General features: G+C 71.3%; 29 protein-coding genes. 8 read left to right on the top strand and 21 right to left on the bottom strand.

The genetic code is table 11. The features are described 5' to 3' along the window. The first annotated feature begins 110 nt into the window (after positions 1 to 110). Positions 111 to 2,429, top strand: a complete 2,319-nt coding sequence (locus tag G3I77_RS20040) for a glycoside hydrolase family 3 N-terminal domain-containing protein (protein WP_248505664.1) — start codon at positions 111 to 113, stop codon at positions 2,427 to 2,429. Positions 2,430 to 2,554: 125 nt separating this feature from the next. Here G3I77_RS20040 and G3I77_RS20035 read toward each other — a convergent pair whose 3' ends face one another. From G3I77_RS20035 to tsaB, 4 genes are read right to left on the bottom strand one after another with little or no spacing between them, the layout of a single operon-like run. Next, positions 2,555 to 2,812: a hypothetical protein gene (locus G3I77_RS20035; RefSeq protein ID WP_248505662.1), complete on the bottom strand. Its 258-nt coding sequence runs from the start codon at positions 2,810 to 2,812 to the stop codon at positions 2,555 to 2,557. Beyond that, positions 2,809 to 3,900, bottom strand: coding sequence for a tRNA (adenosine(37)-N6)-threonylcarbamoyltransferase complex transferase subunit TsaD (gene tsaD, locus G3I77_RS20030; protein ID WP_248505660.1), 1,092 nt, complete (start codon positions 3,898 to 3,900; stop codon positions 2,809 to 2,811). The genes G3I77_RS20035 and tsaD overlap by 4 nt, the downstream gene beginning before the upstream one ends. After that, positions 3,893 to 4,366, bottom strand: a complete 474-nt coding sequence (rimI, locus tag G3I77_RS20025; RefSeq protein WP_248505780.1) for a ribosomal protein S18-alanine N-acetyltransferase — start codon at positions 4,364 to 4,366, stop codon at positions 3,893 to 3,895. Before rimI ends, tsaD begins: the two co-directional genes overlap by 8 nt. A 29-nt stretch (positions 4,367 to 4,395) precedes the next feature. Next, positions 4,396 to 5,049, bottom strand: a complete 654-nt coding sequence (gene tsaB / locus G3I77_RS20020) for a tRNA (adenosine(37)-N6)-threonylcarbamoyltransferase complex dimerization subunit type 1 TsaB (RefSeq protein WP_248505658.1) — start codon at positions 5,047 to 5,049, stop codon at positions 4,396 to 4,398. Between the two features lie 113 nt (positions 5,050 to 5,162). Between tsaB and G3I77_RS20015 the strand changes: the two genes are divergently transcribed. Beyond that, positions 5,163 to 5,723 (top strand): hypothetical protein, encoded by a 561-nt coding sequence (locus G3I77_RS20015; protein ID WP_248505656.1) that lies wholly within the window; start codon positions 5,163 to 5,165, stop codon positions 5,721 to 5,723. A gap of 31 nt (positions 5,724 to 5,754) precedes the next feature. Here the strand turns inward: G3I77_RS20015 and G3I77_RS20010 are convergent, their stop codons facing one another. The 5 genes from G3I77_RS20010 to G3I77_RS19990 all read right to left on the bottom strand — a co-directional run bounded on the left by G3I77_RS20010 (position 5,755) and on the right by G3I77_RS19990 (position 10,727). After that, entirely contained in the window at positions 5,755 to 5,922 is a 168-nt protein-coding gene (locus G3I77_RS20010) for a hypothetical protein (RefSeq protein WP_248505653.1), read from the bottom strand. Positions 5,923 to 6,066: 144 nt separating this feature from the next. Next, complete coding sequence (gene tsaE / locus G3I77_RS20005; RefSeq protein WP_161369453.1) at positions 6,067 to 6,585, bottom strand: tRNA (adenosine(37)-N6)-threonylcarbamoyltransferase complex ATPase subunit type 1 TsaE; 519 nt, start codon at positions 6,583 to 6,585, stop codon at positions 6,067 to 6,069. Further along, positions 6,554 to 7,813, bottom strand: a complete 1,260-nt coding sequence (locus tag G3I77_RS20000; protein ID WP_248505651.1) for an alpha/beta fold hydrolase — start codon at positions 7,811 to 7,813, stop codon at positions 6,554 to 6,556. Before G3I77_RS20000 ends, tsaE begins: the two co-directional genes overlap by 32 nt. Before the next feature lie 125 nt (positions 7,814 to 7,938). Further along, a complete protein-coding gene (alr, locus tag G3I77_RS19995) occupies positions 7,939 to 9,108 on the bottom strand; it encodes an alanine racemase (RefSeq protein WP_248505649.1) in 1,170 nt (389 codons plus the stop codon). Between the two features lie 188 nt (positions 9,109 to 9,296). Next, entirely contained in the window at positions 9,297 to 10,727 is a 1,431-nt protein-coding gene (locus G3I77_RS19990) for an NAD(P)H-hydrate dehydratase (RefSeq protein ID WP_248505647.1), read from the bottom strand. 166 nt (positions 10,728 to 10,893) lie between these two features. Here G3I77_RS19990 and G3I77_RS19985 point away from each other — a divergent pair, with 166 nt between their 5' ends. Further along, entirely contained in the window at positions 10,894 to 11,598 is a 705-nt protein-coding gene (locus tag G3I77_RS19985; protein WP_248505644.1) for a hypothetical protein, read from the top strand. A gap of 45 nt (positions 11,599 to 11,643) precedes the next feature. Beyond that, positions 11,644 to 11,916 carry a hypothetical protein gene (locus G3I77_RS19980; RefSeq protein WP_248505643.1) on the top strand — a complete coding sequence of 91 codons (273 nt, stop codon included), beginning with the start codon at positions 11,644 to 11,646 and terminating at the stop codon, positions 11,914 to 11,916. Between the two features lie 4 nt (positions 11,917 to 11,920). Here G3I77_RS19980 and G3I77_RS19975 read toward each other — a convergent pair whose 3' ends face one another. The 4 genes from G3I77_RS19975 to G3I77_RS19960 form a co-directional block, all read right to left on the bottom strand. Continuing rightward, positions 11,921 to 12,292: a holo-ACP synthase gene (locus tag G3I77_RS19975; RefSeq protein ID WP_248505641.1), complete on the bottom strand. Its 372-nt coding sequence runs from the start codon at positions 12,290 to 12,292 to the stop codon at positions 11,921 to 11,923. Positions 12,293 to 12,302: 10 nt separating this feature from the next. Further along, positions 12,303 to 12,746: a hypothetical protein gene (locus G3I77_RS19970; protein ID WP_248505639.1), complete on the bottom strand. Its 444-nt coding sequence runs from the start codon at positions 12,744 to 12,746 to the stop codon at positions 12,303 to 12,305. A 2-nt stretch (positions 12,747 to 12,748) separates the two neighbouring features. Continuing rightward, positions 12,749 to 13,702: a hypothetical protein gene (locus G3I77_RS19965; RefSeq protein ID WP_248505638.1), complete on the bottom strand. Its 954-nt coding sequence runs from the start codon at positions 13,700 to 13,702 to the stop codon at positions 12,749 to 12,751. Positions 13,703 to 13,782: 80 nt separating this feature from the next. Next, positions 13,783 to 14,202, bottom strand: a complete 420-nt coding sequence (locus G3I77_RS19960; RefSeq protein WP_248505636.1) for an ATP-binding protein — start codon at positions 14,200 to 14,202, stop codon at positions 13,783 to 13,785. A 210-nt stretch (positions 14,203 to 14,412) separates the two neighbouring features. On the opposite strand from G3I77_RS19960, the gene G3I77_RS19955 reads away from it, so the two are divergent. Continuing rightward, positions 14,413 to 15,267: a helix-turn-helix transcriptional regulator gene (locus G3I77_RS19955; protein WP_248505634.1), complete on the top strand. Its 855-nt coding sequence runs from the start codon at positions 14,413 to 14,415 to the stop codon at positions 15,265 to 15,267. A gap of 8 nt (positions 15,268 to 15,275) precedes the next feature. Next, on the top strand, positions 15,276 to 15,497 hold the full coding sequence (locus tag G3I77_RS19950) for a DUF397 domain-containing protein (protein ID WP_248505632.1): 222 nt from the start codon (positions 15,276 to 15,278) through the stop codon (positions 15,495 to 15,497). Here G3I77_RS19950 and glmS read toward each other — a convergent pair. After that, positions 15,458 to 17,305, bottom strand: coding sequence for a glutamine--fructose-6-phosphate transaminase (isomerizing) (gene glmS / locus G3I77_RS19945; protein WP_248505630.1), 1,848 nt, complete (start codon positions 17,303 to 17,305; stop codon positions 15,458 to 15,460). The two genes, G3I77_RS19950 and glmS, sit on opposite strands and share 40 nt — an antisense overlap. 211 nt (positions 17,306 to 17,516) lie before the next feature. Between glmS and coaA the strand changes: the two genes are divergently transcribed. Beyond that, positions 17,517 to 18,485 carry a type I pantothenate kinase gene (gene coaA, locus G3I77_RS19940; protein ID WP_248505627.1) on the top strand — a complete coding sequence of 323 codons (969 nt, stop codon included), beginning with the start codon at positions 17,517 to 17,519 and terminating at the stop codon, positions 18,483 to 18,485. 281 nt (positions 18,486 to 18,766) lie between these two features. Here coaA and glmM read toward each other — a convergent pair whose 3' ends face one another. The 4 genes from glmM to G3I77_RS19920 all read right to left on the bottom strand — a co-directional run bounded on the left by glmM (position 18,767) and on the right by G3I77_RS19920 (position 21,806). Then, a complete protein-coding gene (glmM, locus tag G3I77_RS19935) occupies positions 18,767 to 20,125 on the bottom strand; it encodes a phosphoglucosamine mutase (protein WP_248505778.1) in 1,359 nt (452 codons plus the stop codon). A gap of 153 nt (positions 20,126 to 20,278) precedes the next feature. Next, the gene (gene rpsI, locus G3I77_RS19930) at positions 20,279 to 20,791 is read right to left on the bottom strand and encodes a 30S ribosomal protein S9 (protein ID WP_184849023.1); all 513 of its coding nucleotides are present in this window, start codon (positions 20,789 to 20,791) and stop codon (positions 20,279 to 20,281) included. Positions 20,792 to 20,833: 42 nt separating this feature from the next. After that, entirely contained in the window at positions 20,834 to 21,277 is a 444-nt protein-coding gene (gene rplM, locus G3I77_RS19925) for a 50S ribosomal protein L13 (RefSeq protein WP_010036634.1), read from the bottom strand. A gap of 217 nt (positions 21,278 to 21,494) precedes the next feature. After that, complete coding sequence (locus tag G3I77_RS19920; RefSeq protein WP_248505625.1) at positions 21,495 to 21,806, bottom strand: hypothetical protein; 312 nt, start codon at positions 21,804 to 21,806, stop codon at positions 21,495 to 21,497. Between the two features lie 74 nt (positions 21,807 to 21,880). Between G3I77_RS19920 and G3I77_RS19915 the strand changes: the two genes are divergently transcribed. Beyond that, entirely contained in the window at positions 21,881 to 22,747 is an 867-nt protein-coding gene (locus tag G3I77_RS19915; protein ID WP_248505623.1) for a hypothetical protein, read from the top strand. 7 nt (positions 22,748 to 22,754) lie between these two features. On the opposite strand, the gene truA is transcribed toward G3I77_RS19915, so the two are convergent. The 3 genes from truA to G3I77_RS19900 form a co-directional block, all read right to left on the bottom strand. Further along, positions 22,755 to 23,609 (bottom strand): tRNA pseudouridine(38-40) synthase TruA, encoded by an 855-nt coding sequence (truA, locus tag G3I77_RS19910; protein ID WP_248505621.1) that lies wholly within the window; start codon positions 23,607 to 23,609, stop codon positions 22,755 to 22,757. Positions 23,610 to 23,693: 84 nt separating this feature from the next. Further along, positions 23,694 to 24,179: a 50S ribosomal protein L17 gene (gene rplQ / locus G3I77_RS19905; protein WP_248505618.1), complete on the bottom strand. Its 486-nt coding sequence runs from the start codon at positions 24,177 to 24,179 to the stop codon at positions 23,694 to 23,696. Positions 24,180 to 24,296: 117 nt separating this feature from the next. Beyond that, positions 24,297 to 24,709 (bottom strand): DNA-directed RNA polymerase subunit alpha C-terminal domain-containing protein (locus G3I77_RS19900; protein ID WP_282573325.1); only part of this gene is annotated, 413 nt, incomplete at its 5' end.

Below are 24,709 nucleotides of genomic sequence, written 5' to 3'. Positions count from 1 at the left end.
CCTTGACGAAGCCCTCGCACCGCCATAGGTTCCCGGAACATTCGAAGTTCATTACGAAACATTCGTGAAACGTTCGTGAGAGGGCCGTCCGTCCACCCGACAGGAGCTTCATGACCACCGCGCCCTGGCGTGACCCCGCGCTGCCCGCCGCCGCCCGCGTCGACGACCTGCTCTCCCGGATGACCCTGGAGGAGAAGACCGCCCAGCTGTACGGCGTGTGGGTGGGCGCCGCGACGGACGGCGACGGTGTCGCTCCGCACCAGCACGACATGACCGTCGCGTCCTCCGACGACGATTGGGAGGAGCTGATCAGCCACGGCCTGGGCCAGCTCACCCGCTCCTTCGGCACCGCCCCCGTGGACCCGGCGCTCGGCGCGCAGGCCCTGGCGCGCGCCCAGCGCCGTATCGCCGGGGCCGGCCGCTTCGGCATCCCGGCGATCGCGCACGAGGAGTGCCTGGCCGGCTTCACCGCCTGGCAGGCCACGGCCTACCCGGTCCCGCTGGCCTGGGGGGCGACCTGGGATCCGCCGCTGGTCGAGGAGATGGCCCGCCGCGTCGGCGACGACCTGCGCTCGGCCGGTGTCCACCAGGGCCTCGCGCCCGTGCTGGACGTCGTACGCGATCCGCGCTGGGGCCGGGTGGAGGAGACGATCGGCGAGGACCCGTACCTGGTCGGCACGGTCGGCACGGCCTATGTGCGGGGCCTGGAGTCGGCCGGGGTCGTCGCCACGCTCAAGCACTTCGCCGGGTACGCCTCCTCGGCCGGCGCGCGCAACCTCGCCCCGGTGCGGGCCGGCGTCCGCGAGTTCGCCGACGTCACCCTGCCGCCCTTCGAGATGGCCCTGCGCGAGGGCGGCGCCCGCTCGGTGATGGCCGCCTACACCGAGACGGACGGTGTGCCGGCCTCCGCGGACCCCGGGCTGCTGACCCGTCTCCTGCGCGAGGAGTGGGGCTTCACCGGCACGGTCGTCGCCGACTACTTCGGCATCGGCTTCCTCCAGACCCTCCACCGGGTCGCCGGCACCCCGGCCGAGGCGGCCCACGCGGCCCTCACCGCCGGGATCGACGTCGAACTGCCCACCGTCAAGTGCTACGGCCGGCCGCTGCTGGAGGCGGTCCGCTCGGGCGAGGTCCCCGAGGAGCTCGTGGACCGGGCGGCCCGCCGCGTCCTGCTCCAGAAGTGCGAACTGGGCCTGCTGGACGAGGACTGGACCCCCGAGCCCACCACCGCGATCAACCTCGATTCCACGGGCAACCGCATCCTGGCCCGCCGGCTGGCGGAGGAGTCGGTGGTCCTGCTCGACAACCCCGACGGCCTGCTCCCGCTGGCCCCCGACACCCGCATCGCGGTGGTCGGCCCCCGGGCGGCCGACGCCCTGGCCATGCTGGGCTGCTATTCCTTCCCGTCCCACGTCCTCACCCACCACCCCGAGGTGCCGGCCGGCATCGAGATCCCGACCGTCCTGGACGCCCTGCGCACCGAACTGCCCGACGCCAAGGTGACGTTCGCGCAGGGTTGCGACGTGACGGGCCCGGACACCGCGGGCTTCGAGGAGGCGATCGCCCGCACCGCCGAGGCGGACGTGTGCGTGGCGGTCCTCGGCGACCGGGCGGGCCTGTTCGGCCGCGGCACCTCCGGCGAGGGCTGCGACGCGACGGACCTCGGCCTGCCGGGCGCCCAGGGCGAGCTGCTGGACGCGCTGGTCGCCACGGGCGTTCCCGTGGTGCTGGTGCTGCTGACCGGCCGCCCCTACGCCCTGGGCCGCTGGCACGGCCGCCTCGGCGCGGTCGTCCAGGCCTTCTTCCCGGGCGAAGAGGGCGGCCCGGCGGTCGCGGGCGTCCTGTCGGGCCGCGTGAACCCCTCGGGCCGCCTGCCCGTGAGCGTCCCGCAGGTCCCCGGCGGGCAGCCCTGGACCTACCTCCAGCCGCCCCTGGGCCTCGCGGGCGAGGTCAGCAACCTCGACCCGACCCCGCTGTACGCCTTCGGCCACGGCCGCTCGTACACGGCGTTCGCCTGGGAGGACTGCTCCGCGACGGAACCGGCCGAGCTCGGCACGGACGGCTCCCACGACGTGTCGGTGACCGTCCGGAACACGGGCGACCGCGAGGGCGCGGAGGTGGTGCAGCTGTATCTGCACGACCCGGTGGCCTCGGTGACCCGCCCCGACGTCCGGCTGATCGGCTACCAGCGGGTGGAACTGGCCCCGGGCGAGGCGGCCCGGGTCACGTTCCGCTTCCACCCGGACCTCTCGGCGTTCACCGACCGCTCGGGCCGCAGGGTGGTCGAACCGGGCGCCCTGGAACTACGGCTGGCGGCGTCCAGCACGGACGTACGCCACACGGCCCGGCTCACTCTCACCGGCCCGCTCAGGGTCCTCGGCCCCGAGCGGCGGCTTCGGTGCGGGACGGACGTGTCGCGGGTGGGGTGACCCTCCGTGCCGGGAGCACGGGGGTGGGATGGACAGGTACGTCCACGCGGTAGACGCCGCGCTGGGCAGGAACGGCCGGGTGCTGTGGCGGGGGCACTTCCCGGACGAGCCCGGGCGGCTCTCGGTCAGCCGGCGTCCACCGACTCGAACCGCCACCGGTGCACCGCCCGTGTGACCAGTTCCCCGTCCGGCTCGGGCAGTTCGGGCAGTTCGGCGTCGTAGGGGGCGTCCCACCAGGTGAGGACGAGGACGCGGTCCTGGGGCGCCCTGAAGGTCTCCCGGCGCAGGGGCTCGCGGGGGAGCTCCTGGGCGCGCGCCCAGGCCAGCAACTCCTCGCCGCGGCCCTCGGACGCCCGGGCCTCCCACATCAACGCGACCGTCACGAGTAGAGGTTCTCCTTGCTGACCTCGTGCACGTGGTCGTGGTCGTACCCGGGCACGTGCGGTTCGGTCACCGGCAGGGACGAGTCCGCCGACAGGTCCCAGGCCGACGCCGCCCGGCCCCGGGCGACCATCTCGGCGCCGAGGGCGGCCACCATCGCCCCATTGTCCGTGCACAGCTTGGGCCGCGGCACGCGCAGCCGGATCCCGGCGGCCTCGCAGCGCTCCTGGGCGAGGACGCGCAGACGGGAGTTGGCGGCCACGCCGCCGCCGATCATCAGGTGGTCGACACCCTCGTCCTTGCAGGCCCGGACGGCCTTGCGGGTCAGCACGTCCACGACCGCCTCCTGGAAGGAGGCCGCCACGTCCCGCACCGGCACCTCCTCCCCCGCCGCCCGCTTGGCCTCGATCCAGCGCGCCACGGCGGTCTTCAGACCCGAGAAGGAGAAGTCGTAGACCGGGTCGCGCGGGCCGGTCAGGCCGCGCGGGAAGGTGATGGCGTTCGGGTCGCCCTCCTTCGCGTACCGGTCGATGACCGGGCCGCCCGGGAAGCCGAGGTTCAGCACGCGGGCGATCTTGTCGAAGGCCTCACCGGCCGCGTCGTCGATGGTGGCGCCCATCGGGCGGACGTCGGAGGTGATGTCCGAGGACAGCAGCAGCGAGGAGTGCCCGCCGGAGACCAGCAGGGCCATGGTCGGCTCGGGCAGCGCGCCGTGCTCCAGCTGGTCCACGCAGATGTGCGAGGCGAGGTGGTTGACGCCGTAGAGCGGCTTGCCGAGCGCGTACGCGTAGGCCTTCGCCGCGGAGACGCCGACCAGCAGGGCACCGGCGAGGCCGGGACCGGCGGTGACGGCGATGCCGTCGAGGTCGCGGGCGGTGACGCCCGCCTCCTTCAGCGCGCGGTCGATGGTGGGGACCATCGCCTCCAGGTGGGCGCGGCTCGCGACCTCCGGGACGACGCCGCCGAAGCGGGCGTGCTCGTCGACGCTGGAGGCGACGGCGTCGGCCAGCAGGGTGGTGCCCCGGACGATGCCGACGCCGGTCTCGTCGCAGGAGGTCTCGATTCCCAGTACGAGGGGTTCGTCAGCCATTGATCTCGGTTCCTTGTGCGGAGTTCTCGGGGGCGGTCAGGCGCATCACCAGGGCGTCCACGTTTCCCGGCTGGTAGTAGCCGCGCCGGAAGCCGATGGGTTCGAAGCCGAAGCGCTCGTACAGCTTCTGTGCGCGGACGTTGTCGACCCGGCACTCCAGCATCACCTCGGCGCACTCGAAGGCACCGGCCGCCCGCAGCAGTTCGGCGAGCAGTTGTCCGCCGAGGCCGGTGCCCCAACGGTCGCGGGAGACGGCGATGGTCTGGACGTCGGCCTGCTCACCGGTGGCGACCAGACCGGCGTACCCGACGATCCGGGAGCCGGCCTCGGCGACCACGTACCGCCGGTTGGCCTCGGGCCCCCGCGCATGGGCCAGCTCGGACCAGAACATGCCCCGGGACCAGGCGTCCTCGGGGAACAGGGCTCGCTCCAGCTCCAGCACGGCGTCGATGTCCCACCAGCGCATCTCACGCAGCGCACACGTCTCGGGTTCGGTCACTTGGGGGTGACCACCTTGTAGTTCTTGGGGACCTGGGCGTCGGGGCGGCGCAGGTACAGCGGCCGGGGCGCGGGGAGTTCCTCGCCGGCCGCCAGTTTCTCCGCGGCCAGCCGGGCGAGGGCGGCGGCGGACACGTGCTCCGGCTCGTGCGCCTTGGGGAAGGTGTCCGGGTACAGCAGCGCGCCCGCCCCGACCGCGGGCAGCCCCTGGACCTGCTCGGCGATGTCGGCGGGCCGGTCCACGGCCGGGTCGGTGACCCGGGTGCGGGAGTCGGCGTAGCGGGCCCAGTACACCTCCTTGCGGCGGGCGTCGGTCGCTACGACGAACGGGCCCTCCAGGTCGGCGGCGTAGGCGAGGCCGTCCAGCGTGCACACGCCGTGCACGGGGACACCGAGCGCGAGCCCGAAGGTGTCCGCGGTCATCAGGCCGACGCGCAGGCCGGTGTACGGTCCCGGACCGATCCCGGCGACGATCCCGGTGACGGCGTCGAGCCGCAGACCGGCCTCGGCGAACAGCCGGTCGATCGCCGGCAGCAGCAGTTCCCCGTGCCGCCGCGCGTCCACCTGACTCGACGAGGCGATGACATCGCGTCCGTCGTGCAGCGCGACGGTGACAGCGGGCGTGGCGGTATCCAGAGCGAGCAAGAGCACGCAAACAGCCTACGGCTCCCCGGGGCCCGGCACGGCCGCACCTGCCGGGTCGTCACCTGCTGCTACCGTCACCTACCGTCACGACAGGGATGGACGACGTGAGGTGGACGCCGGTGGCAGCCAGCAGCTCGGGAATCGTGGCCGGGCTCACCGCCGCGGCCCTCGCGACGATCGGCTACCTCGCCCAGCAGGCGGCCCAGACCGTCCCGGCCGGCCTGGGCAGAGCCACACAGGCGGGCGCACAGCCGGCGGCCGGGACGTCGAAGGCGCCCCAGGTCAAGAAGGACCCCACCGCACTGCCCGGCGGCTCCGGCAAGGGCGCGCGGGTCGTGTACTCGCTGCGTGGTGACCGGGTGTGGCTGGTCGCCGCGGACGAGGCGGTCAGCCGTACGTTCGAGGTCGACCCGAGCGCGGTGGACCCGGCCCCGGGCAGCTACTCGGTGACGTCCCGCTCGAACGCGGTCACCGGCTCCGACGGCGTCCCGGTCGAGCACGTGGTGCGCTTCGCCAGTGTGGACGGCGTGGTCATCGGCTTCAGCGCGGCCGTGGGCGGCGCGACCGCCCCGGCGCCCGACCCGAAGGTCCGCACGGGCGGCATCCGCGAGTCCCGCGCGGACGGCGACGCGATGTGGACGTTCGCGACGATCGGCCGCACGGTCGTGGTCGTCCGCTAGCCCGGACAGCCCAGAACCTGACGAAGCACTACTAGGCCGCTTCGCGGTGTCCCGGGGCTCGTTCGGAGAACTCCGGCTCGGGAGCGCGCGGCGGCGTGGAGAGCAGCGCCGCCGCCTCGCCGGCCGCCAGCAGGTCGTGCATGGACACCCCGGCGACCGCGAACCGCTGCGGCTGCCCCTTGCTCTCTGTAGCCGACATGGACGCCTCCCGAAGGGCCGGGACAAACGAAGTTAGGCACACCTAACTACGGACTGGATACCATGTGACCACGCACAAGACGCCGAACGCAACATCTTGCCGACGTCTTGTCGGAACGTCCATCACATCACCGCACACCAGGACTCAGGCGGCGAGCACGCTCAGATCCGCCGTGGCCCAGCGTTCCCCCACACCGGTGACCGTCATCTGCCGGACCTCGTCGGTCGTGTCGCCCACCGCCCGGTGGATCACGACCTGGAGCCGGTCCTCGGTCAGCTCCTCGACCTTGCCCTCGCCCCACTCCACGACGACCACGGAGTCGGGCAGCGAGACGTCGAGGTCGAGGTCCTCCATCTCGTCAAGACCGCCGGAGAGCCGGTAGGCGTCGACGTGGACCAGCGGCGGCCCGTCGCCCAGCGAGGGATGCACCCGGGCGATCACGAACGTCGGCGAGGTGACGGCCCCGCGTACGCCGAGCCCCTCGCCCAGCCCACGGGTCAGCGTCGTCTTGCCCGCGCCGAGCTCCCCGCTGAGCATCACCAGGTCACCCGCGCGCAGCAGTTTCGCGAGCCGGCGGCCCAGCTCCCGCATCTGCTCAGGGGACGTGACGACGATCTGGACGGAACCGGGCTCAGCCGGGCTGTGCGGTGCTGGTGCTTCCATAGCCCTTCACGGTAGCTCCTGCGGGCACGGCACCCGTGCGGGTGAGCAGGTCGGCGAGGCGGTCGGTGACCACTTCCGGGTGTTCCAGCATCACCAGGTGCCCCGCGTCCGGCACCAGCACCAGCTCGGCGTCCGGCAGCAGATCGGCGATGGCCTCGCTGTGCTCACTCGGCGTGACCAGGTCCTGCACCCCGGCCAGGACGAGCATCGGCAGGTCCGCGAAGTGGGCGAGCGCCTCGGTCTTGTCGTGGTCGTTGAACGCCGGGTAGTACTCGGCGACCACGTCGATCGGCGTGCTCTCGATCATCCGCTCGGCGAACCGGGCGACGGCCGGGTCGACGTCCCGGGACGCGAACGAGTACCGCTTGATGATCCCGGCGAACAGGTCCGCGGTCGCCCGGCGCCCCTTCTCCACCAGCTCGGCCCGCTGCCCCAGCGCCTTCAGCACTCCGGGCAGCACCCGCCGCACCGCGTTGACCCCGGCGACGGGCAGGCCGTAGTTGACCTCGCCGAGCCGCCCCGACGACGTCCCGACGAAGGCGACCCCGACGATCCGTTCGCGGATCAGCTCGGGGTACTGGTCGGCCAGTGCCATCACCGTCATGCCGCCCATGGAGTGCCCGACGAGCACGAGCGGCCCCTCGGGGGCTGCCGCGTCGATCACGGCCTTCAGGTCCCGGCCCAGCTGCTCGATCGTGACCGGCTCGCCGTCCCGCCCCTGGGCGACGCCCCGGCCGGACCGGCCGTGGCTGCGCTGGTCCCAGTGCACGGTCCGCACGACGCCCCGCAGGGCCGCCCGCTGGAAGTGCCAGGAGTCCTGGCTGAGGCAGTAGCCGTGGCTGAAGACGACGGTGACGGGAGCGGGTGACTTGCGGCCGAAGAGCCGGCGGCGGCGCGGGCCGAGGGCGGCCGGGGCGGCCTCCGGGTCGAGGTCGTCGATCTCGTAGTACAGCTCCGTGCCGTCGTCGGAGAACGCCTTGCCGGGCATGCCGCGCAGCGAGCCGTACGGCCCCGCCGAGTCCAGGGCGAGCCGGGCCTTCTGGCGCATGCCGCGGCCGACCGTCATCCGCTCCAGGGCGACACCGGCGGCCGCGCCCGCGGCCACCACGCCTATCGCCACGCCGGCGATACCGGTCGCCCGGCGCCAGCCTCCCGCCGCCCCCGCGGCGGAGGCCGCGACGGCCGCGGAGGCGACGTCCGCGACGACCTCCGCACTGCTCTCGCTCACGTACCGCTCCTCTTCGCCGGGGTGCCGATCGGGTGACTCACCCGGTCGGGTGAACCGGTGAGCCTGATGATGCTGCTGTTGTCAGGGTGCCTGGTGTTCCTCGCGTGACGGGTTCCCCGTGCGCGTCACCTGTCCCGTTCCTCATTCACATAGACGCGGGGAACACGGATTCCGATCCGGGTCACGATCTCGTAGGCGATGGTTCCGGCCGCCTGGGCCCAGTCCTCCGCGGTGGGCTCACCGCGGTCCCCGGGCCCGAAGAGGACCGCCTCGGCCCCCGCCGCGGGCTCGTCGCCCCCCAGATCCACCACGAACTGGTCCATGGCGACCCGCCCGGCGATCGTGCGCCACTTGCCCTGGACCAGGACCGGCCCGGCCGAGGAGGCGTGCCGCGGGATGCCGTCCGCGTAGCCCAGCGGCACCAGGCCGAGGGTGGTCTCGCCGGGGGTGACATACCGGTGGCCGTAGCTGACGCCGTGCCCGCCCGGGACGTTCTTGACCAGGGCCAGCGAGGCGGACAGGGTCATCACCGGGCGCAGCCCGAAGTCGGCCGGGGTGCCGAGCTCGGGGCTGGGCGAGACGCCGTAGGTGGCGATGCCGGTGCGGACCAGGTCGAAGTGGCTCTCGGGGAGCGTGAGCGTGGCCGGCGAGTTGGCGATGTGCCGGACCTCGGGCCGCACGCCCTGTCCCTCGGCGTACGCGACCATCTCCCGGAACACGCCGAGCTGGGCGGCGATGGAGGGGTGCCCGGGCTCGTCGGCGCAGGCGAAGTGCGACCACAGCCCCGTGACACGCAGCAGCCCCTCGGCCTCGGCCCGCAAGGCCTCACGGACCAGCGCGGCCCAGTCGTCCCCCGGCTGGCACCCGTTGCGCCCGAGCCCGGTGTCGGCCTTGAGCTGCACGCGAGCGGGCCGGTCGGCTCCCCTGGCCGCCTCGACGACCTCCCGCAGGGCCCACATCCCGCTGACGGACACGTCCAGCTCGGCCTCGACGGCCTCGTGCCACGGCCCGCCGGGCGTCCACAGCCAGCACATGATGCGGCCCGGCAGCCCGGCGGCCCGCAGGGCGAGGGCCTCCTCGGGCGTGGCCGTGCCCAGCCAGCTCGCCCCCGCGGCGACGGCCGCGCGGGCGCACGGCACAGCCCCGTGGCCGTACGCCTCGGACTTCACCACGGCCATCACGGCCGCACCCGGCGCATGGGCACGCAGGGCCCGCACATTGGCCCGCAGGGCGGCCAGGTCGATCTCGGCACGGGCCCGCAGGGGCGCGGTCCGCGGGGCTGTTCTCTCGCTCATCGCGCCCAGTGTCTCAGAGGGCTCCGGCAGCAGGTCGGCTACGTCCCGGGCCGCACCCTCACGGACACCCGGTCGCCCTTCTCGAGCACGCCCCACTGCACGTCGTACGGCAGTGCATCGGAAACCAGTACGACAGCATCCCCCACCGACCCGCCATACTCGGCCCTCAGGCCCCCCGGCCCTCCCCCTCAGCCGAGAACATTCCGCCAAGCCTCCGGAAGCGCCTCGGCCACATCATGCGCCCCCACCGGCGCCCCCTCCGCCGCCAGCCGCCCGGCCAGCCCATGCAGATACGCCCCCGCACTGCCCGCGTCCACCGCGGACAGCCCCGCCGCCAGCAACGACCCGCCGAGCCCCGACAGCACGTCCCCGCTCCCGGCCGTGGCCAGCCACCCCGTCCCGGTCGGGTTCACGCGTACCGCCCCACCCCCCGAGTCGGCCACCAGCGTCGTGGACCCCTTCAGCAGCACGGTCGCCCCGTACCGCCGTGCCAGCTCCCGCACCGCGGCCAACCGGCCCCCTTCGACCTCCCGCCGCTCCACACCCAGCAGCGCCGCCGCCTCCCCCGCATGCGGCGTCATGAGCGTCGGCGCCCGCCGCCCCCGCACGACCTCCACGTCCGCCAGCCGCAGCCCGTCCGCGTCGATCAGCACCGGCACCTCCGCCGCCAGCACCTCCGCCACCGTCGCCGCGTCGTCCCCGGCCCCCGGCCCGACGACCCACGCCTGCACCCGCCCGGCATGCTTGGGCCCCTGGTCCGACACGAGCGTCTCGGGAAACCGCGCGATGACCGCGTCCCCGGCCGGCCCGACGTACCGCACGGCCCCGGCCCCGCCCCGCAGCGCGCCCGAGACGGCGAGCACAGCGGCCCCCGGATAGCGCGCCGACCCGGCGGCGATCCCGACCACGCCCCGCCGGTACTTGTCGCTCTCCGCCCGCGGCACCGGCAGCAACCGGGCCACGTCCACGTGCTGCAAGGCCTCCAGCTCCGGCTCGACCGGCAGCTCCAGCCCGATGTCGACCAGCCGCACCGACCCCGCGTACTCCCGCGCGGGGTCGATCAGGAGCCCCGGCTTGTGGGTCCCGAACGTCACGGTCAGATCGGCCTGCACGGCAACCCCGTGCACCTCACCGGTGTCGGCGTCGACACCGCTGGGCAGATCGACGGCGACCACGACCCCGCGCGACCGCCCGGCGGCGGCGGCCAACGGCACCGCGTCCGGCCGCAGCCCGCCCTTCCCGCCGATCCCGACGATCCCGTCGACGACGAGATCCGCGCCCTCGGCAAGGGCCTCGCCCTCACCGGCCCCCGCGACCCGCCCCCCGGCCCGCCGCAACGCCGCGAGCCCCGCCGCATGCGCCCGCTCCGGCGCGAGCAGCACGGCCGTGACCCCGGCCCCCCGCCGGGCCAGCCGGGCTCCGGCGAACAGGGCGTCACCCCCGTTGTCGCCGCTGCCGACCAGCAGCACGACCCTGCTTCCGTACACCCGCCCCAGCAGGTCGGCGCAGGCCACGGCGAGCCCGGCGGCGGCGCGTTGCATCAGCGCCCCCTCCGGCAGCCGCGCCATCAGCTCCCGTTCGGCGTTCCGGACCGTCTCCACGCTGTACGCAGTACGCATGCGGTCGAGTTTCCCGCACGACCGCCGGACCACTCCCCCTCACACGCGTCTCCCGCACCTGCGATCCGTGTCGCCTCCATTGACGCTCCGCCGCCCCTTTGCCAGACTCCCGGCCGCGCAGAAAGCGCTTGCACACTCCCCACGTCCGACGAAACCGAGGCCCCCCATGGGACGCAGAGCCGCATTACTGGCCGCCGCCGGTGCCACCGCCCTCCTCACCGCCGCCGGCGCCCTGACCGCCCCCGCCACGGCCGCCCCCACGCGTGCACTGGCCTGCGGAGACGGCTCCTACCAGGCCGAGGCCGTGCAGAGCGGCGGCAACTGGACCGCCCGGCGCGGCGGCAGCACGGTCTACACCGGCACCGACATGCGCGCGGCCGTCCAGGCGGCCGTCAACAGCCTCACCTCCGGGCGCACATCGAAGGAACGGGTCGTGGTCCGCGGCTCGGGTTCGGTCCCGGCGGGCTCACGCATCTCGCTGCCGAGCTACACCGTCCTCGACGTCTGCGGCACCATCAACGTCACCGGCAGCGGCTCGGGCGACCAGGCACCGGTCTACTCACGCGGCACCCGCGACGTCGAGGTCCAGAACCTCAAGCTCACCGGCACCCCGCTGTACGGCATCTTCCTGCGCAACGTCCAGAACGTGGTGCTCGGCCAGATCGACATGCGCCTCTCCCGCGGCCTGGGCGTCCGCGTCGACAACCGCGGCGACACCAGCCAGTGGACGCGCAACGTCCGCATCGACAACGTCTACGTCTCCGGCGCGTCCAGCCACGCGGTCGAGACCTACGGCGTCGACGGCATCACCATCGGCACGGTGACGGCCCGCAACGTCGGCGAGTCCGGCCTCCTGCTCCCGGGCGTATGATCGAGCCGTATTTTGAACTCGTTCAAAAAGGGGGATCGGCGAGACATGACCAGCTCGACAGCACCCGGCGACACCGACAGCCCCGCCACCGCCCTCGGCCCCACGGCCCTGATCCTCGGCGCCTTCTCGGCGGTGGGCACCTGGGCGTTCCTGATCCCGTGGACGGTGCTGGCCGGCGCCCTCGCGGTGACGTTCGGGACGATGGGCGTCCACTACGCCCGTAAGGGGACGGGCCGACTGTGGCCGGCGGCGGCCGGGACGACCCTGGGCGCGATCGGCCTCATCGGCACGATCACGCTGATCTGGTCCCTGGCCTGACGCCTCAGCCTTCCGCGATCACCACCGCGGAGGCCACCCCCGCGTCATGGCTCAGGGACACGTGCCAGCTCCGCACGCCGAGCTCGGCGGCGCGCGCGGCCACCGTCCCGCTCACCCGCAGCCGGGGCTGCCCGCTGTCCTCGACACACACCTCGGCGTCCGTCCACAGCAGTCCGGACGGAGCGCCGAGCGCCTTGGCCAGCGCCTCCTTGGCCGCGAACCGCGCGGCGAGCGAGGCGACCCCCCGCCGCCCCCCGCTGGGCAGCAACAACTCCCGCTCCACGAACAGCCGCTCGGCCAACGCGGGCGTACGCTCCAGTGAAGCCGCGAACCGCTCGATCTCGGCAACGTCGATGCCGACCCCGATGATGCTCATGGGCAGCACCCTACGGGCCGTCCGGCGCCCGCGGGCTCGGCTCCCCGGCGACCAGGTCGGCTTCGTGAGTCGCGGTGACGGCACGGTCGAGTAAGCGGGTGAGCCTGTCCGCGTCGGAACACAGGTGGAGACCGCGGTGGAGGTGCTTCGAGAACTCGACACCGCGCGCCTCCAGGACACGCAGGACCGCTGCGGCCCAGGCCGAGTGGTATCCGGCGGTGAAACCCGCCGCCCACCGCTCGGGGTGTTCGACCTCCCCCGCCGCGCGTGCGTGCACGAGGGCCAGGTCCTCCAAGGGGACGACTCCGCTCTGTCTGAGCCCCTCCAGCCCGAACCGGAAATCCCCCGCCACCTTGTGCGGGGGAATGCCCAGCGCAAGGCACACAGCCGTGAACCTGTACAGGTCGAGCAGCTCTGAAGGCCCGTCCTGCTGACTGTCCTGCTCGTCGGCCAACGCTAGGCCTGTCCGGGTCCGGTCCCCGGGACCTCCGGGTCCTGGACGAACAGGTCCTCCGCGCGCGCGACGGTGCGGGAACGCTCCAGCCACGCATCAAGACGCCCCAGGTCCGTGCAGGTCGTGATGCGCTCGCGCACGGAGTCCGGTACGGGGATACCGCGCACGTCCAGTACGTACAGGATGCCCTTGGCCTCCCCCTCGGCCTTGCCTTCCGCCTTGCCTTCTGCTTTGCCTTCTGCCTTGCCTTCGAGGTAGGCCGTCTCACGGACCGTCCCCCGGCCGGGGAAGTAGTTGACGAACGACATGATTTCCTTCAGTTTCTTTCCGGCTGGGCTGTCGCCCAGGCTGATTTCCAGGAAGTCGTAGAAGTAGTCGGCGGTTTCAGGGTCCGTTGTGCGCGTCTCATGAAGGGCGGTTGTCAGCGCCTTCAGTATGGCGTCGGAATCCGCACTACGGGCGTGCGCCAGGGCGGAGAGTACGGCCAGCGCGAGGTTCTTCGCCGCGGTCCGGGCGTCGGTGATCACCGGCAGGTTCTCCGGCCCGACGACCAGCGGGTGGGTCCGCTGCGCCGTCCAACCCCGTGTGCCGCAGTCGAAGGGACCGGCCGCCCACTTGGCTGTGACTCTGTCCTGACAGACCACGAGAAGCAGAACGGGCAGGCCGTACTTCGCCTGGAGGAAGGCGACGTAGTACGCCCAGCTACGCTCCTTGCCCGCGACCTTGCCCGACTTCGACTCGATGGCGAGAAGGAAGTCCTCGCCATCGGACGGGCCGACGCGCAGCACTGTGTCCACGCGTCGCTCCAGCGGCCGGGCCTCCGTCACGTCGGTCGTGACCGCGTCCACGGTCGCCTTCGCGGATAACGGGACACCCAATACCCCGAACACGGGAGCCAGTATCTCGGGCCGCTCCTGGAAGATGCGGTGCATGCCCTCGTGAGCTGATGTGACCATGTGTGCAACCTAGTTGGATCAAGGGGTGATTTATCCGGGTGAAGGCAGTACGTTCACTCTTTCGAAGGGCGCTAAAACGTTCACGCCGCCGAGGTCAGCTCGCACCACACGTACTTGCCCCGGTTGCCGTCCCTCGTCAGCGGCTGCCAGCCCCACAGGTCGGAACACGCCCGGACCAGCGCGAGTCCCCGCCCCTCCTCCGAGTCGCCGGCCTGCTCGAACGACCCTGGCGGCTCGGGCGGCTCCGGGTCGGCGTCCCACGCTCCGATCCGCAGCACCCCGGCCGACCATCGCACGCGCAGGGCGGCGGGCCCCTTGGTGTGACGCACGGCGTTGGAGACCAGCTCGGCCGCCAGCAGTTCGGCCACATCGCCCAGGCGGATCAGCCCGTGCATCGTGAGGATCAGGCGGAGGGTACGACGACTGACCGTGACGGCACGCAGGTCGTTCGGGATGTACAGGGTGTACTCCCAGGGCTCGCTGGACTCGCGTTCGGGCATGCGTGAACTCCGTTCGAGAGGATGGAAGGTTGCGATGTGCGGGCGATGTCATTGCCGCGACCGTCACGGCATGACGGAGCGGTGCGCTTTCGCTACGCATTCAGAACATCACTGACGGTAGACCTCGATTTAAAGGTCTCGCAAGCTGATCGCGTAACCTGGCACCCGAACGAGTCGCGCTCACAGGCGCGTTGAACCGAGGAGCAGCACATGGCGGGGTTGAGGCGCGAACCCACAGCGCGCCAGATGCGCCTGGGCATCGAAGTGCGCCGGCTTCGCGATGCGGCCGGCTTCACGGGCCGCGAGGCAGCCGCCCTGCTCGGGGTGAGCTCCGCGCAGATCACTCAGATCGAGTCCGCCCTCACCGGCGTGAGCGAGAAGCGTCTGCGCCGTCTGGCCTCCAACTATGCCTGTGCAGAGGCTGAGTTGATCGACGCACTCGTAACGATGGCAACAGATCGCACACGCGGCTGGTGGGAGGAGTACCGCGGCCTTCTACCCTCCCCCTTCCTGGATATCGCCGAGTTGGAGCATCACGCCACCTACCGCTACGACGTGGAGTTCCTGTTCATCCCCGGCCTGCTTCAGACCGAGGACTACGCGCACGCCGCCTTCTCCTCCCGGGTCCCCGAACTCTCCCGCGAGGACCTGGAGCTACGCGTCCAACACCGGATGCAGCGCAGAACGGTCATCGAGGGCCCCTCTCCCATCCCGTACAAGGCGCTCATTCACGAGGCCGCACTGCGCATCCGGGTCGGAGACCGAGCCACCTCACGAGCCCAGCTCGGCCGGGTCCTGGAACTCTCCGAGGCGGAGCACGTCACCGTGCACGTCATCCCCTTCGACCTCGACGGCTTCGGCGGGACTTGGAGCACCATGATGCTGGCCGGTGGCACGGTCCCCAAGCTGGACACGGCCGTCCGCGACGCACCCCACGGCACGGTATTCATCGATTCCGAAGCTCAGCTCAGCGTCTTTCGAACAGTCTTCCGTAGGGTAGAGGCGGTAGCGCTCGATCCCGTGAGGTCGCGGGACTTCATCCACAACCTGGCCAAGGAAATGTGAGGCACACCGTGACCACTCCTGACACCTGGCGGAAGTCGTCCTACTCCGGCGGCGGGGACGGCAACAACTGTATGGAGATCTCCAACTCGGCCACCCACATAGCCATCCGCGACTCAAAAGCCCCGGCCAGGGCAACCGTCACCGTCCCGACCAGAGCCTTCGCCGCCTTCGTCGACGCCCTCAAGGGCGACTACTCCACCGTCACCGACTTCGCCAGGTTCCGGGGCTGATCCACCTCGTTGCCCCGGGCCGTGGCCAGCTCACAGGCGAACACCTGCAACGGCACGGTCGCCACCATCGGCTGGAGCAGCGTCGGAGTGACCGGGATCCGGACCAGATGGTCGGCGTACGGCACCACCGCCTCGTCCCCCTCCTCCGCGATCACGATCGTCCGCGCACCCCGCGCCCGGATCTCCTGGATGTTGGACACGATCTTGTCGTGCAGCACCGACCGCCCGCGCGGCGAGGGCACGACCACGACGACCGGCAGGTCCTCCTCGATCAGCGCGATCGGCCCGTGCTTCAGCTCCCCGGCCGCGAACCCCTCCGCGTGCATGTAGGCGAGTTCCTTGAGCTTCAGCGCGCCTTCGAGCGCCACCGGATACCCCACGTGCCGCCCGAGGAACAGCACCGTCTTCTTCGAGGCCAGCGAGCGTGCCAGCTCCCGTACCGGCTCCATCGTGCCCAGCACCTGCTCCACCGCACCGGCGATCGAGGACAGGTCGCGGATCACCGCCCGGATCTCGTCGCCCCACTTGGTGCCGCGCACCTGGCCCAGGTACAGGGCGACCAGGTAGCACGCCACGAGCTGCGTCAGGAACGCCTTGGTCGAGGCGACGGCCACCTCCGGCCCGGCGTGCGTGTACAGCACCGCGTCCGACTCGCGCGGAATCGTCGAACCGTTGGTGTTGCAGATCGCCAGCACCTTGGAGCCCTGCTCGCGTGCGTGCCGCAGCGCCATCAGCGTGTCCATGGTCTCGCCGGACTGGGAGATGGCGATGACGAGCGTCTGCGCGTCCAGGATCGGGTCCCGGTAGCGGAACTCGCTCGCCAGCTCCACCTCGCAGGGCAGCCGCGTCCAGTGCTCGATCGCGTACTTGGCGATCATCCCGGCGTGGAAGGCCGTACCGCACGCGACGATGACGACCTTGTCGATCTCGCGCAGCACCCCCTGAGGGATCCGCACCTCGTCGAGCCTCAGCGAACCGGAACCGTCGATCCGGCCCAGGAGCGTGTCGGCGACCGCCTTGGGCTGCTCGGCGATCTCCTTGAGCATGAAGTAGTCGTAGCCGCCCTTCTCCGCGGCCGACGCGTCCCAGTCCACGTGGTACGACCGCACGTCGGCCGGGCGGCCGTCGAAGCCCGTCACCGTCACGCCGTCCCGGCGCAGCTCCACCACCTGGTCCTGCCCGAGCTCGATCGCCGAGCGCGTGTGGGCGATGAACGCGGCGACGTCCGAGGCGAGAAAGGCCTCGCCCTCACCGACGCCCACCACCAGCGGCGAGTTCCGCCGCGCGCCCACCACCACGTCCGGCTCGTCGGCATGCACCGCGACCAGGGTGAACGCGCCCTCCAGCCGTCGGCACACCAGCCGCATCGCCTCGGCGAGATCCGCACTGGAGGAGAACTCCTCGGCGAGCAGATGCGCCACGACCTCGGTGTCCGTCTCGGAGGCCAGCTCGTGGCCGCGCTCCGCCAGCTCGGCACGCAGCAGGGCGAAGTTCTCGATGATGCCGTTGTGCACCACCGCGACCCGGCCCGCGTTGTCGATGTGCGGGTGGGCGTTGGCATCCGTCGGCCCGCCGTGCGTGGCCCACCGGGTGTGCCCGATGCCCGTCGCGCCGGTCGGCAGCGGCCTGCCGTCCAGCTCCTTCTCCAGGTTGAGCAGCTTCCCGGCCTTCTTCGCCGTCGCCAGCCCGCCGTCGGCCAGGACGGCGACGCCCGCCGAGTCGTACCCCCGGTACTCCAGCCGCTTCAGCCCGGCCATCACGACCTCGAGCGCGGACTGCGGCCCCACGTAACCCACGATTCCACACATGGGCGGCAGCTTAGGGTCGATTCCCGCGCCGAACCGGCCGCAGCGTGCCCGAAATCGGAAATTCCCACCGGGGTACGAAGCCCGGCGCCGAGGAGGTGCTCAGCCGGTTTCCTCCCGAAATGAGGCGAGTAAAGAGCCCGCGTGACGGATCCCACCCCACCATCCGTTCGTACGCCCGTAACAATGGACTGTGATCTCTCCGGTCTCCTCGATGTCCAGGAGCGCCCACCGGCCCCGCCCGGAGGCGACTCCCTACGTCGACCTCACCCGAGCCGAGTGGAGCGCGCTGCGTGACAAGACGCCGCTGCCGCTGACGGCCGAGGAGGTCGAGAAGCTGCGCGGTCTCGGTGATGTGATCGACCTCGACGAGGTGCGCGACATCTACCTGCCGCTGTCCCGCCTCCTCAATCTCTACGTCGGTGCCACCGACGGCCTCAGAGGCGCGCTGAACACGTTCCTGGGCGAACAGGGATCCCAGTCGGGCACCCCGTTCGTCATAGGCGTGGCCGGCTCGGTCGCCGTGGGCAAGTCGACGGTCGCCCGCCTCCTCCAGGCCCTGCTCTCGCGCTGGCCCGAGCACCCGCGCGTCGAGCTGGTCACCACCGACGGCTTCCTGCTCCCCACCCAGGAACTCCAGGCCCGCGGCCTGATGTCCCGCAAGGGCTTCCCGGAGTCCTACGACCGCCGCGCCCTGACCCGCTTCGTCGCCGACATCAAGGCCGGCAAGGACGAGGTCACCGCGCCCGTCTACTCCCACCTGATCTACGACATCGTCCCCGACAAGAGGCTCACGGTCCGCCGCCCCGACATCCTGATCGTCGAGGGCCTGAACGTCCTCCAGCCGGCCCTGCCCGGCAAGGACGGCCGCACCCGCGTCGGTCTCGCCGACTACTTCGACTTCAGTGTGTACGTCGACGCCCGCGTCGAGGACATCGAGACCTGGTACCTCAACCGCTTCCGCAAGCTGCGCGCGACCGCCTTCCAGAACCCGTCCTCGTACTTCCGCAAGTACACCCAGGTCTCGGAGGAGGAGGCCCTCGACTACGCCCGGACGATGTGGCGCACGATCAACCGGCCCAACCTGGTCGAGAACATCGCCCCCACCCGCGGCCGCGCCGCCCTCGTCCTGCGCAAGGGCCCGGACCACAAGGTGCAGCGGCTCAGCCTGCGCAAGCTGTGATGCCCGGGCACACGGCGGGTTGGATGAGCGCCATGCTCCAGCGCGGCGGTGGCCCTGAGCTACGGAGACACGAAACAGACGTGGGGCTCGACGGAACAGCTCCTGCTGAACCTCTTGGGCATCATCGTCGCGGGCACGGCAACCCTGCTGGTCCAGAAGTGGCTCTGGTCGAGACAACGCCAGGGGGTCGGCAAGCCTTAGGGGCGCGGGGAACTGCGCGACAGGCCACGAACGCCCCGCAGCCCGCAGTCAACCGCAGCCCCCACCCCCGACCCGGTTCACTATCCGAGCGCGGACTTCACCACGTCGGCCAACCGCCCCGCCACAGACCGAGCCTGTTCGATGTCGGCCGCCTCGACCATCACCCGGACCAGCGGCTCGGTCCCGGAGGGCCGAAGCAGCACCCGCCCGGTCGCCCCGAGCTCCCGCTCCGCATCGGCAACCGCCGCCGACAGCTCCGCGGACGTCCCCACCCGCGTCCTGTCGACATCCGGCACATTGATCAGAACCTGCGGCAGCCGCTCCATGACGGCGGCGAGTTCCCGCAGCGTACGCCCGCTCTGCGCCACCCGGGCCGCCAGCAGCAGCCCGGTCAGCGTCCCGTCCCCGGTCGTCGCGTGGTCGAGAATGATCACGTGCCCGGACTGCTCGCCGCCGAGGGCGAATCCGTGCTCCTTCATCTCCTCGAGCACGTACCGGTCACCGACGGCGGTCTGCACCAGCCGGATGCCCTCGCGCTCCATGGCGAGCTTGAAGCCGAGGTTCGACATCACCGTGGCCACGACCGTCTCGGACCGCAGCGCGGACCGCTCCCGCATCGCCAGCGCGAGCACGGCGAGGATCTGGTCCCCGTCCACCTCCGCGCCGGTGTGGTCGACGGCGAGGCACCGGTCGGCGTCACCGTCGTGCGCGATGCCGAGATCGGCCCCGTGCTCGACGACGGCGGCCTTGATCTTGTCCAGGTGCGTCGAACCGCACCCGTCGTTGATGTTGAGCCCGTCGGGCTCGGCCCCGATGGTGACGACCTCGGCACCGGCCCGCTGGAACGCCTCCGGCGAGACCAGGGCAGCGGCGCCGTGCGCCTCGTCGAGGACGACCTTCAGCCCGTCGAGCCGGTTCGGCAGGGCACCCAGCAGATGCGCGACGTACCGGTCGAAGCCCTCCTCGTACGCGCGGACGCGGCCCACTCCGGACCCGGTCGGCCGGTCCCAGGGGGCGCCGGTGCGGTGCTCCTCGTAGACGGACTCGATCCGGTCCTCCAGCTCGTCGGCGAGCTTGTGCCCACCGCGGGCGAAGAACTTGATGCCGTTGTCGGGCATGGCGTTGTGGCTGGCGGAGAGCATCACACCCAGGTCGGCGCCGAGCTCCCCGGTCAGATAGGCCACGGCGGGCGTCGGCAGCACGCCGACCCGCAGGACGTCCACACCGGCGCTGGCGAGGCCCGCGACCACGGCGGCTTCCAGGAACTCCCCGGACGCACGCGGGTCACGCCCGACCACGGCGGTCGGCCGGTGTCCCTCGAACGTGCCCGCCTCGGCCAGCACGTGCGCCGCGGCCACGGAGAGGCCCAGGGCCATCTCCGCCGTCAGATCCGCGTTGGCCACACCGCGCACGCCGTCCGTGCCGAAGAGTCGTCCCACAGTGGTGTCCTCCGAATTGCTGAAGAGAATGCGGCTCACATCCCCGAGTACACCCCCTGAGACTGTCCGGGGGCTGTAGGGGTTGTGTAAACGAACCGCCCCGGCAGCACAACCGTGCCGCCGGGGCGATCGATGCAGGAACAGCGGAAGCGATTAGCGCTTGCTGTACTGCGGGGCCTTGCGGGCCTTCTTCAGACCGGCCTTCTTGCGCTCGACCGCACGGTCGTCGCGCTTGAGGAAGCCGGCCTTCTTCAGCGGGCCGCGGTTGTTGTCGACGTCCGCCTCGTTCAGCGCACGGGCGACACCGAGACGGAGCGCACCGGCCTGGCCGGAGACGCCGCCACCGGAGATGCGGGCGACGACGTCGTAGCGGTCGTCGAGCTCGAGCACCTTGAACGGCTCGTTGACTTCCTGCTGGTGCACCTTGTTCGGGAAGTAGTCCTCGAGGGTGCGACCGTTGATCTTCCACTTGCCGGTGCCCGGGACGATCCGGACACGGGCGATGGCGTTCTTGCGACGGCCCAGGCCGGCGGCCGGCTGGGGCTCGCCGAAGCGGGACGCCATGGACTCCGAGGTGTACTCACCCTCGACGGGGACCTCGGACTCGGTGGTGTAGCTGTCGATGTCGACTTCTTCGAGCGGCTGCTCGGCAGTGGTCTCGGCCACGATTCTCCTCAGATTCTCTTCAGGCTTAGGGGGTGGCCGGACTTACTGCGCGACCTGGGTGATCTCGTACGGCTGCGGCTGCTGCGCGCCGTGCGGGTGCTGGTCACCCTTGTAGACCTTCAGCTTCGAGAGCATCTGACGGCCCAGCGTGTTCTTGGGGAGCATGCCCTTGACGGCCTTCTCGATGGCCTTCTCGGGGTTCTTGTCGAGCAGCTCGTCGTAACGGACGGAGCGCAGACCACCCGGGTAGCCGGAGTGGCGGTACGCCATCTTCTGGGTCCGCTTGTTGCCGGACAGGTGCACCTTGTCCGCGTTGATGATGATGACGAAGTCACCAGCGTCGACGTGCGGCGCGTAGATCGGCTTGTGCTTGCCCCGGAGGAGCGTCGCGGCAGTGGTGGCGAGACGGCCCAGGACAACGTCCTGAGCGTCGATGACGTGCCACTGGCGCGTCACATCGCCGGGCTTGGGGCTGTACGTACGCACGGTTCGTAGCCTTCGCTTCGAGTGAATGGTCCATAACTGGTCACCGAAACGATCACGACAGCCTGGACCGCACTGCGGCGACGCATACCGCGTACGTGGGGTCGCTGGTCATCGGCCCGGTGGACCGGTGTAAGGGCCCGTCCCGTGAGAATGAGCAAGCCAATACACAACGAACAAGCAGAATACCGGGGTACACCACAAGGGTCAAAACGCGGTATCACCGCAGCCGCTCGGTCACGGACACGTACAGGGCGGCACAGAGCGTGACGGCTCTCCGCAGCGTCCGCCGCCGCAGCGGCCGTACATACGGAAACACCGACGAGAGCGCCACGTCGACGACGACCGCGGCGCACCACCGCACCACGGATCCACCGCCGCGCGGACGACGGTACGCCCCCAGCGCCCCCACCACGACCGACGGCCACACCCCGGCCGCGAGGGCCGGCCACGACAGCAGGCACAGCAGCAGCGCCACGGCCGGCAGCAGTCGCCCCAACCACCCGGAGATGTCGCTTTTGCCCGTACGCATGGGAGGAACGCTAGGGGCTGGAGAGCCGATCCAGGCGGACCAGCACACCCCTTGTCCCGTCTAAGATGCGCCCCATGAGCTTTGGGCAGGGGGGACCTCAGTCCCAGTGGGATCCCTGGAAACCGCAGTCGCAGCAGCCCTGGAGCAGCGGGGGCGGCCAGTCGCCGGACTGGGCAGCGCTCGCTGAAGCCTCCGAGGCCCGTAACAAACGACGCCGGGTGCTGCTGATCGGCGGTGGCGCGCTGGCCACGGTCGCGATCGGCACCGCCGTCGCGGTGGCCGTCGTCTCGGCGGGCGGCGACAACCGGGGGAACCCGGCCTCCCTCCCGTCGGCCGACATCCCGAGCCAGACCGCCACGGCCCCGTCGTTCGCCCCGACCAGCGCCCCTCCCCCACTGGACCCCAAGGACTTCATCGCCAGCGCGAAGAAGGACAAGGCCCCGCTCAGCCCGGCCACCCTCTTCCCGGGCACCCAACTCACCATGGGCGAGACGGTCTACAAGAAGGGCCCGACGGCGGACACGAGGAACTGCGCCTCGGCGGCCGGCGGCACCCTGCCCAAGATCCTCACCGGCAACGACTGCACCCGCCTGATACGCGTGACCTACGTCAAGGACGGCATCGCGGTGACGGTCGGCGTGGCCGTCTTCGACACCGAGGCACAGGCCGCCAAGGCCAAGGGCCAGACCACCAAGAAGAGCTTCGTCAAGTCGCTCTCCGGCGGCGGTGTGAAGCCCTTCTGCGAAGCCGGCGTCTGCCGCACGACGAGCAACTCCTACGGCCGCTACGCCTACTTCACCAACGCCGGCTTCACCAACGGCAAGGACGTGACGCCCAAGGACGCCCCGGTCTTCAAGACCGGTGACGACCTGGCCCAGTTCACGTTCAACCAGATCCGCCGCCGCGGCGAAGCCCAGGCCTCGGCCGCGGCCGACGAGTGACCGGACGTCAGCAGCAGCCGGCCGACGGCAACGACCGCTTGTTCCGCGCCTCCTTGCTGCGCGCGGCGAGCAGTTCGTCGGCCGGGTAGCCGACCTCCTCCAGCGTCAGCCCGTGCGGCCGTACGACGTGCACGGCCGAGTCCCGTACCCCGGCCGCCAGCACCTTCCCCGGCCAGTCGGCGGGCCGGTGCCCGTCCCCGACGAACAGCAGCGCCCCGATGAGCGAACGCACCATGTTGTGGCAGAAGGCGTCCGCCCGCACGGTCGCGGTGATGATCCCGTCGTCACCCCGCACCAGGCTGAGCTCCTGGAGCGTGCGGATGGTGGTCGCCCCCTCCCGCTTCTTGCAGTAGGCGGCGAAGTCGTGCTCGCCCAGCAGCCCCCGGGCAGCCTCGTTCATGGCCGCCACATCGAGGGGCCAGTCGTGCCACAGCACATGGCTGCGCAGCAGCGGGTCGACGCCCCCGGGGTTGTCGGTGACCCGGTACGCGTAGCGCCTCCAGACGGCCGAGAAACGGGCGTTGAAGCCACTGGGCGCCTCCCTGAGGGCCCAGACCCGTACGTCCCGGGGCAGCCGGCCGGCGAGCCGCTTCAGCAGCTTCTGGTGGTGCTCGGCCCACACCTCGCGCGGCAGATCGACATGAGCGACCTGCCCCCGCGCATGCACCCCGGCATCGGTACGCCCCGCTACGGTCAGCTCGTACGTCTCCCGCGAACGCGTCACGGTCCGCAGAGCGTCCTCGATCTCGCCCTGCACGGTCCGCCGCCCACCGGCCTGCTTGGCCCACCCGGAGAACTCGCTCCCGTCGTACGACAGATCGAGCCGGACACGAACGCGGCCGGGTGCCACATCTTCACTCACGTACAGATCCTCTCAGAACACAAAAGCGGGCCCGCTCCCGAAAAGGAACGGACCCGCCAACGCCCTGAAGGGGCGCGGGGACGCTTACGCGTCCTTGGACTCCTCGGCGTCCTCGGCCTTGGTCGTGTCGACCTGAGCCTCGGCAGCCTCGTTGTCCTTGGCGGCGCGCTTGGTCGCGGCCTCGGCCTCGCCCGTCGCCTCCTGCGCCACCGTCAGCGCCTCGACCAGCTCGATGACAGCCATGGGCGCGTTGTCGCCACGGCGGTTACCGATCTTGGTGATACGGGTGTAGCCACCCGGACGGTTCTCGTAGCGCGGGCCGATCTCGGTGAAGAGCGTGTGCACGATGCTCTTGTCCGTGATGACCTGGAGCACCTGACGGCGGTTGTGAAGGTCGCCCTTCTTCGCCTTGGTGACCAGACGCTCGGCGTACGGACGCAGCTTGCGCGCCTTCGCCTCGGTGGTGGTGATGCGACCGTGCTCGAAAAGCGACTTCGCGAGGTTCGCGAGGAGGAGCTTCTCGTGCGCGGCGCTGCCGCCCATACGGGCACCCTTGGTGGGCTTCGGCATGGTGTTTCTCCTAGGTGTCTGCCTCGGCCGTATCAGGTACCGGGGTCAGTATCCGAGCAGGCGGGTTTGCCTGTCGGAGATCCGGGGTCCGCTGACGCGAACCCCGGAAGCAGAGACTCAGTACTGCTCGGTCTCCACGAAGCCCGCGTCCGCGTCGTCGTCCGCGCCGAAGGCGTCGGCCGCGGCGGTCGGGTCGAATCCGGGCGGGCTGTCCTTGAGCGCGAGGCCCATGCCGGCCAGCTTCGCCTTGACCTCGTCGATCGACTTCGCACCGAAGTTGCGAATGTCGAGCAGGTCCGCCTCGGAACGGGCCACGAGCTCACCCACGGAGTGGATGCCCTCGCGCTTGAGGCAGTTGTACGACCGAACGGTGAGCTCGAGCTCCTCGATCGGCAGGGCCAGATCGGCGGCCAGGGCGGCGTCCGTGGGGGACGGGCCCATGTCGATGCCCTCGGCGTCGATGTTGAGCTCGCGGGCCAGACCGAACAGCTCGACCAGGGTCTTGCCGGCCGACGCCATGGCGTCACGCG

Source organism: Streptomyces sp. D2-8 (genome assembly GCF_023184515.1).
Classification (GTDB): domain Bacteria; phylum Actinomycetota; class Actinomycetes; order Streptomycetales; family Streptomycetaceae; genus Streptomyces.
The sequence above is the reverse complement of the archived record's forward strand: the minus strand, read 5'-3'. Positions and strand labels throughout refer to the sequence as shown.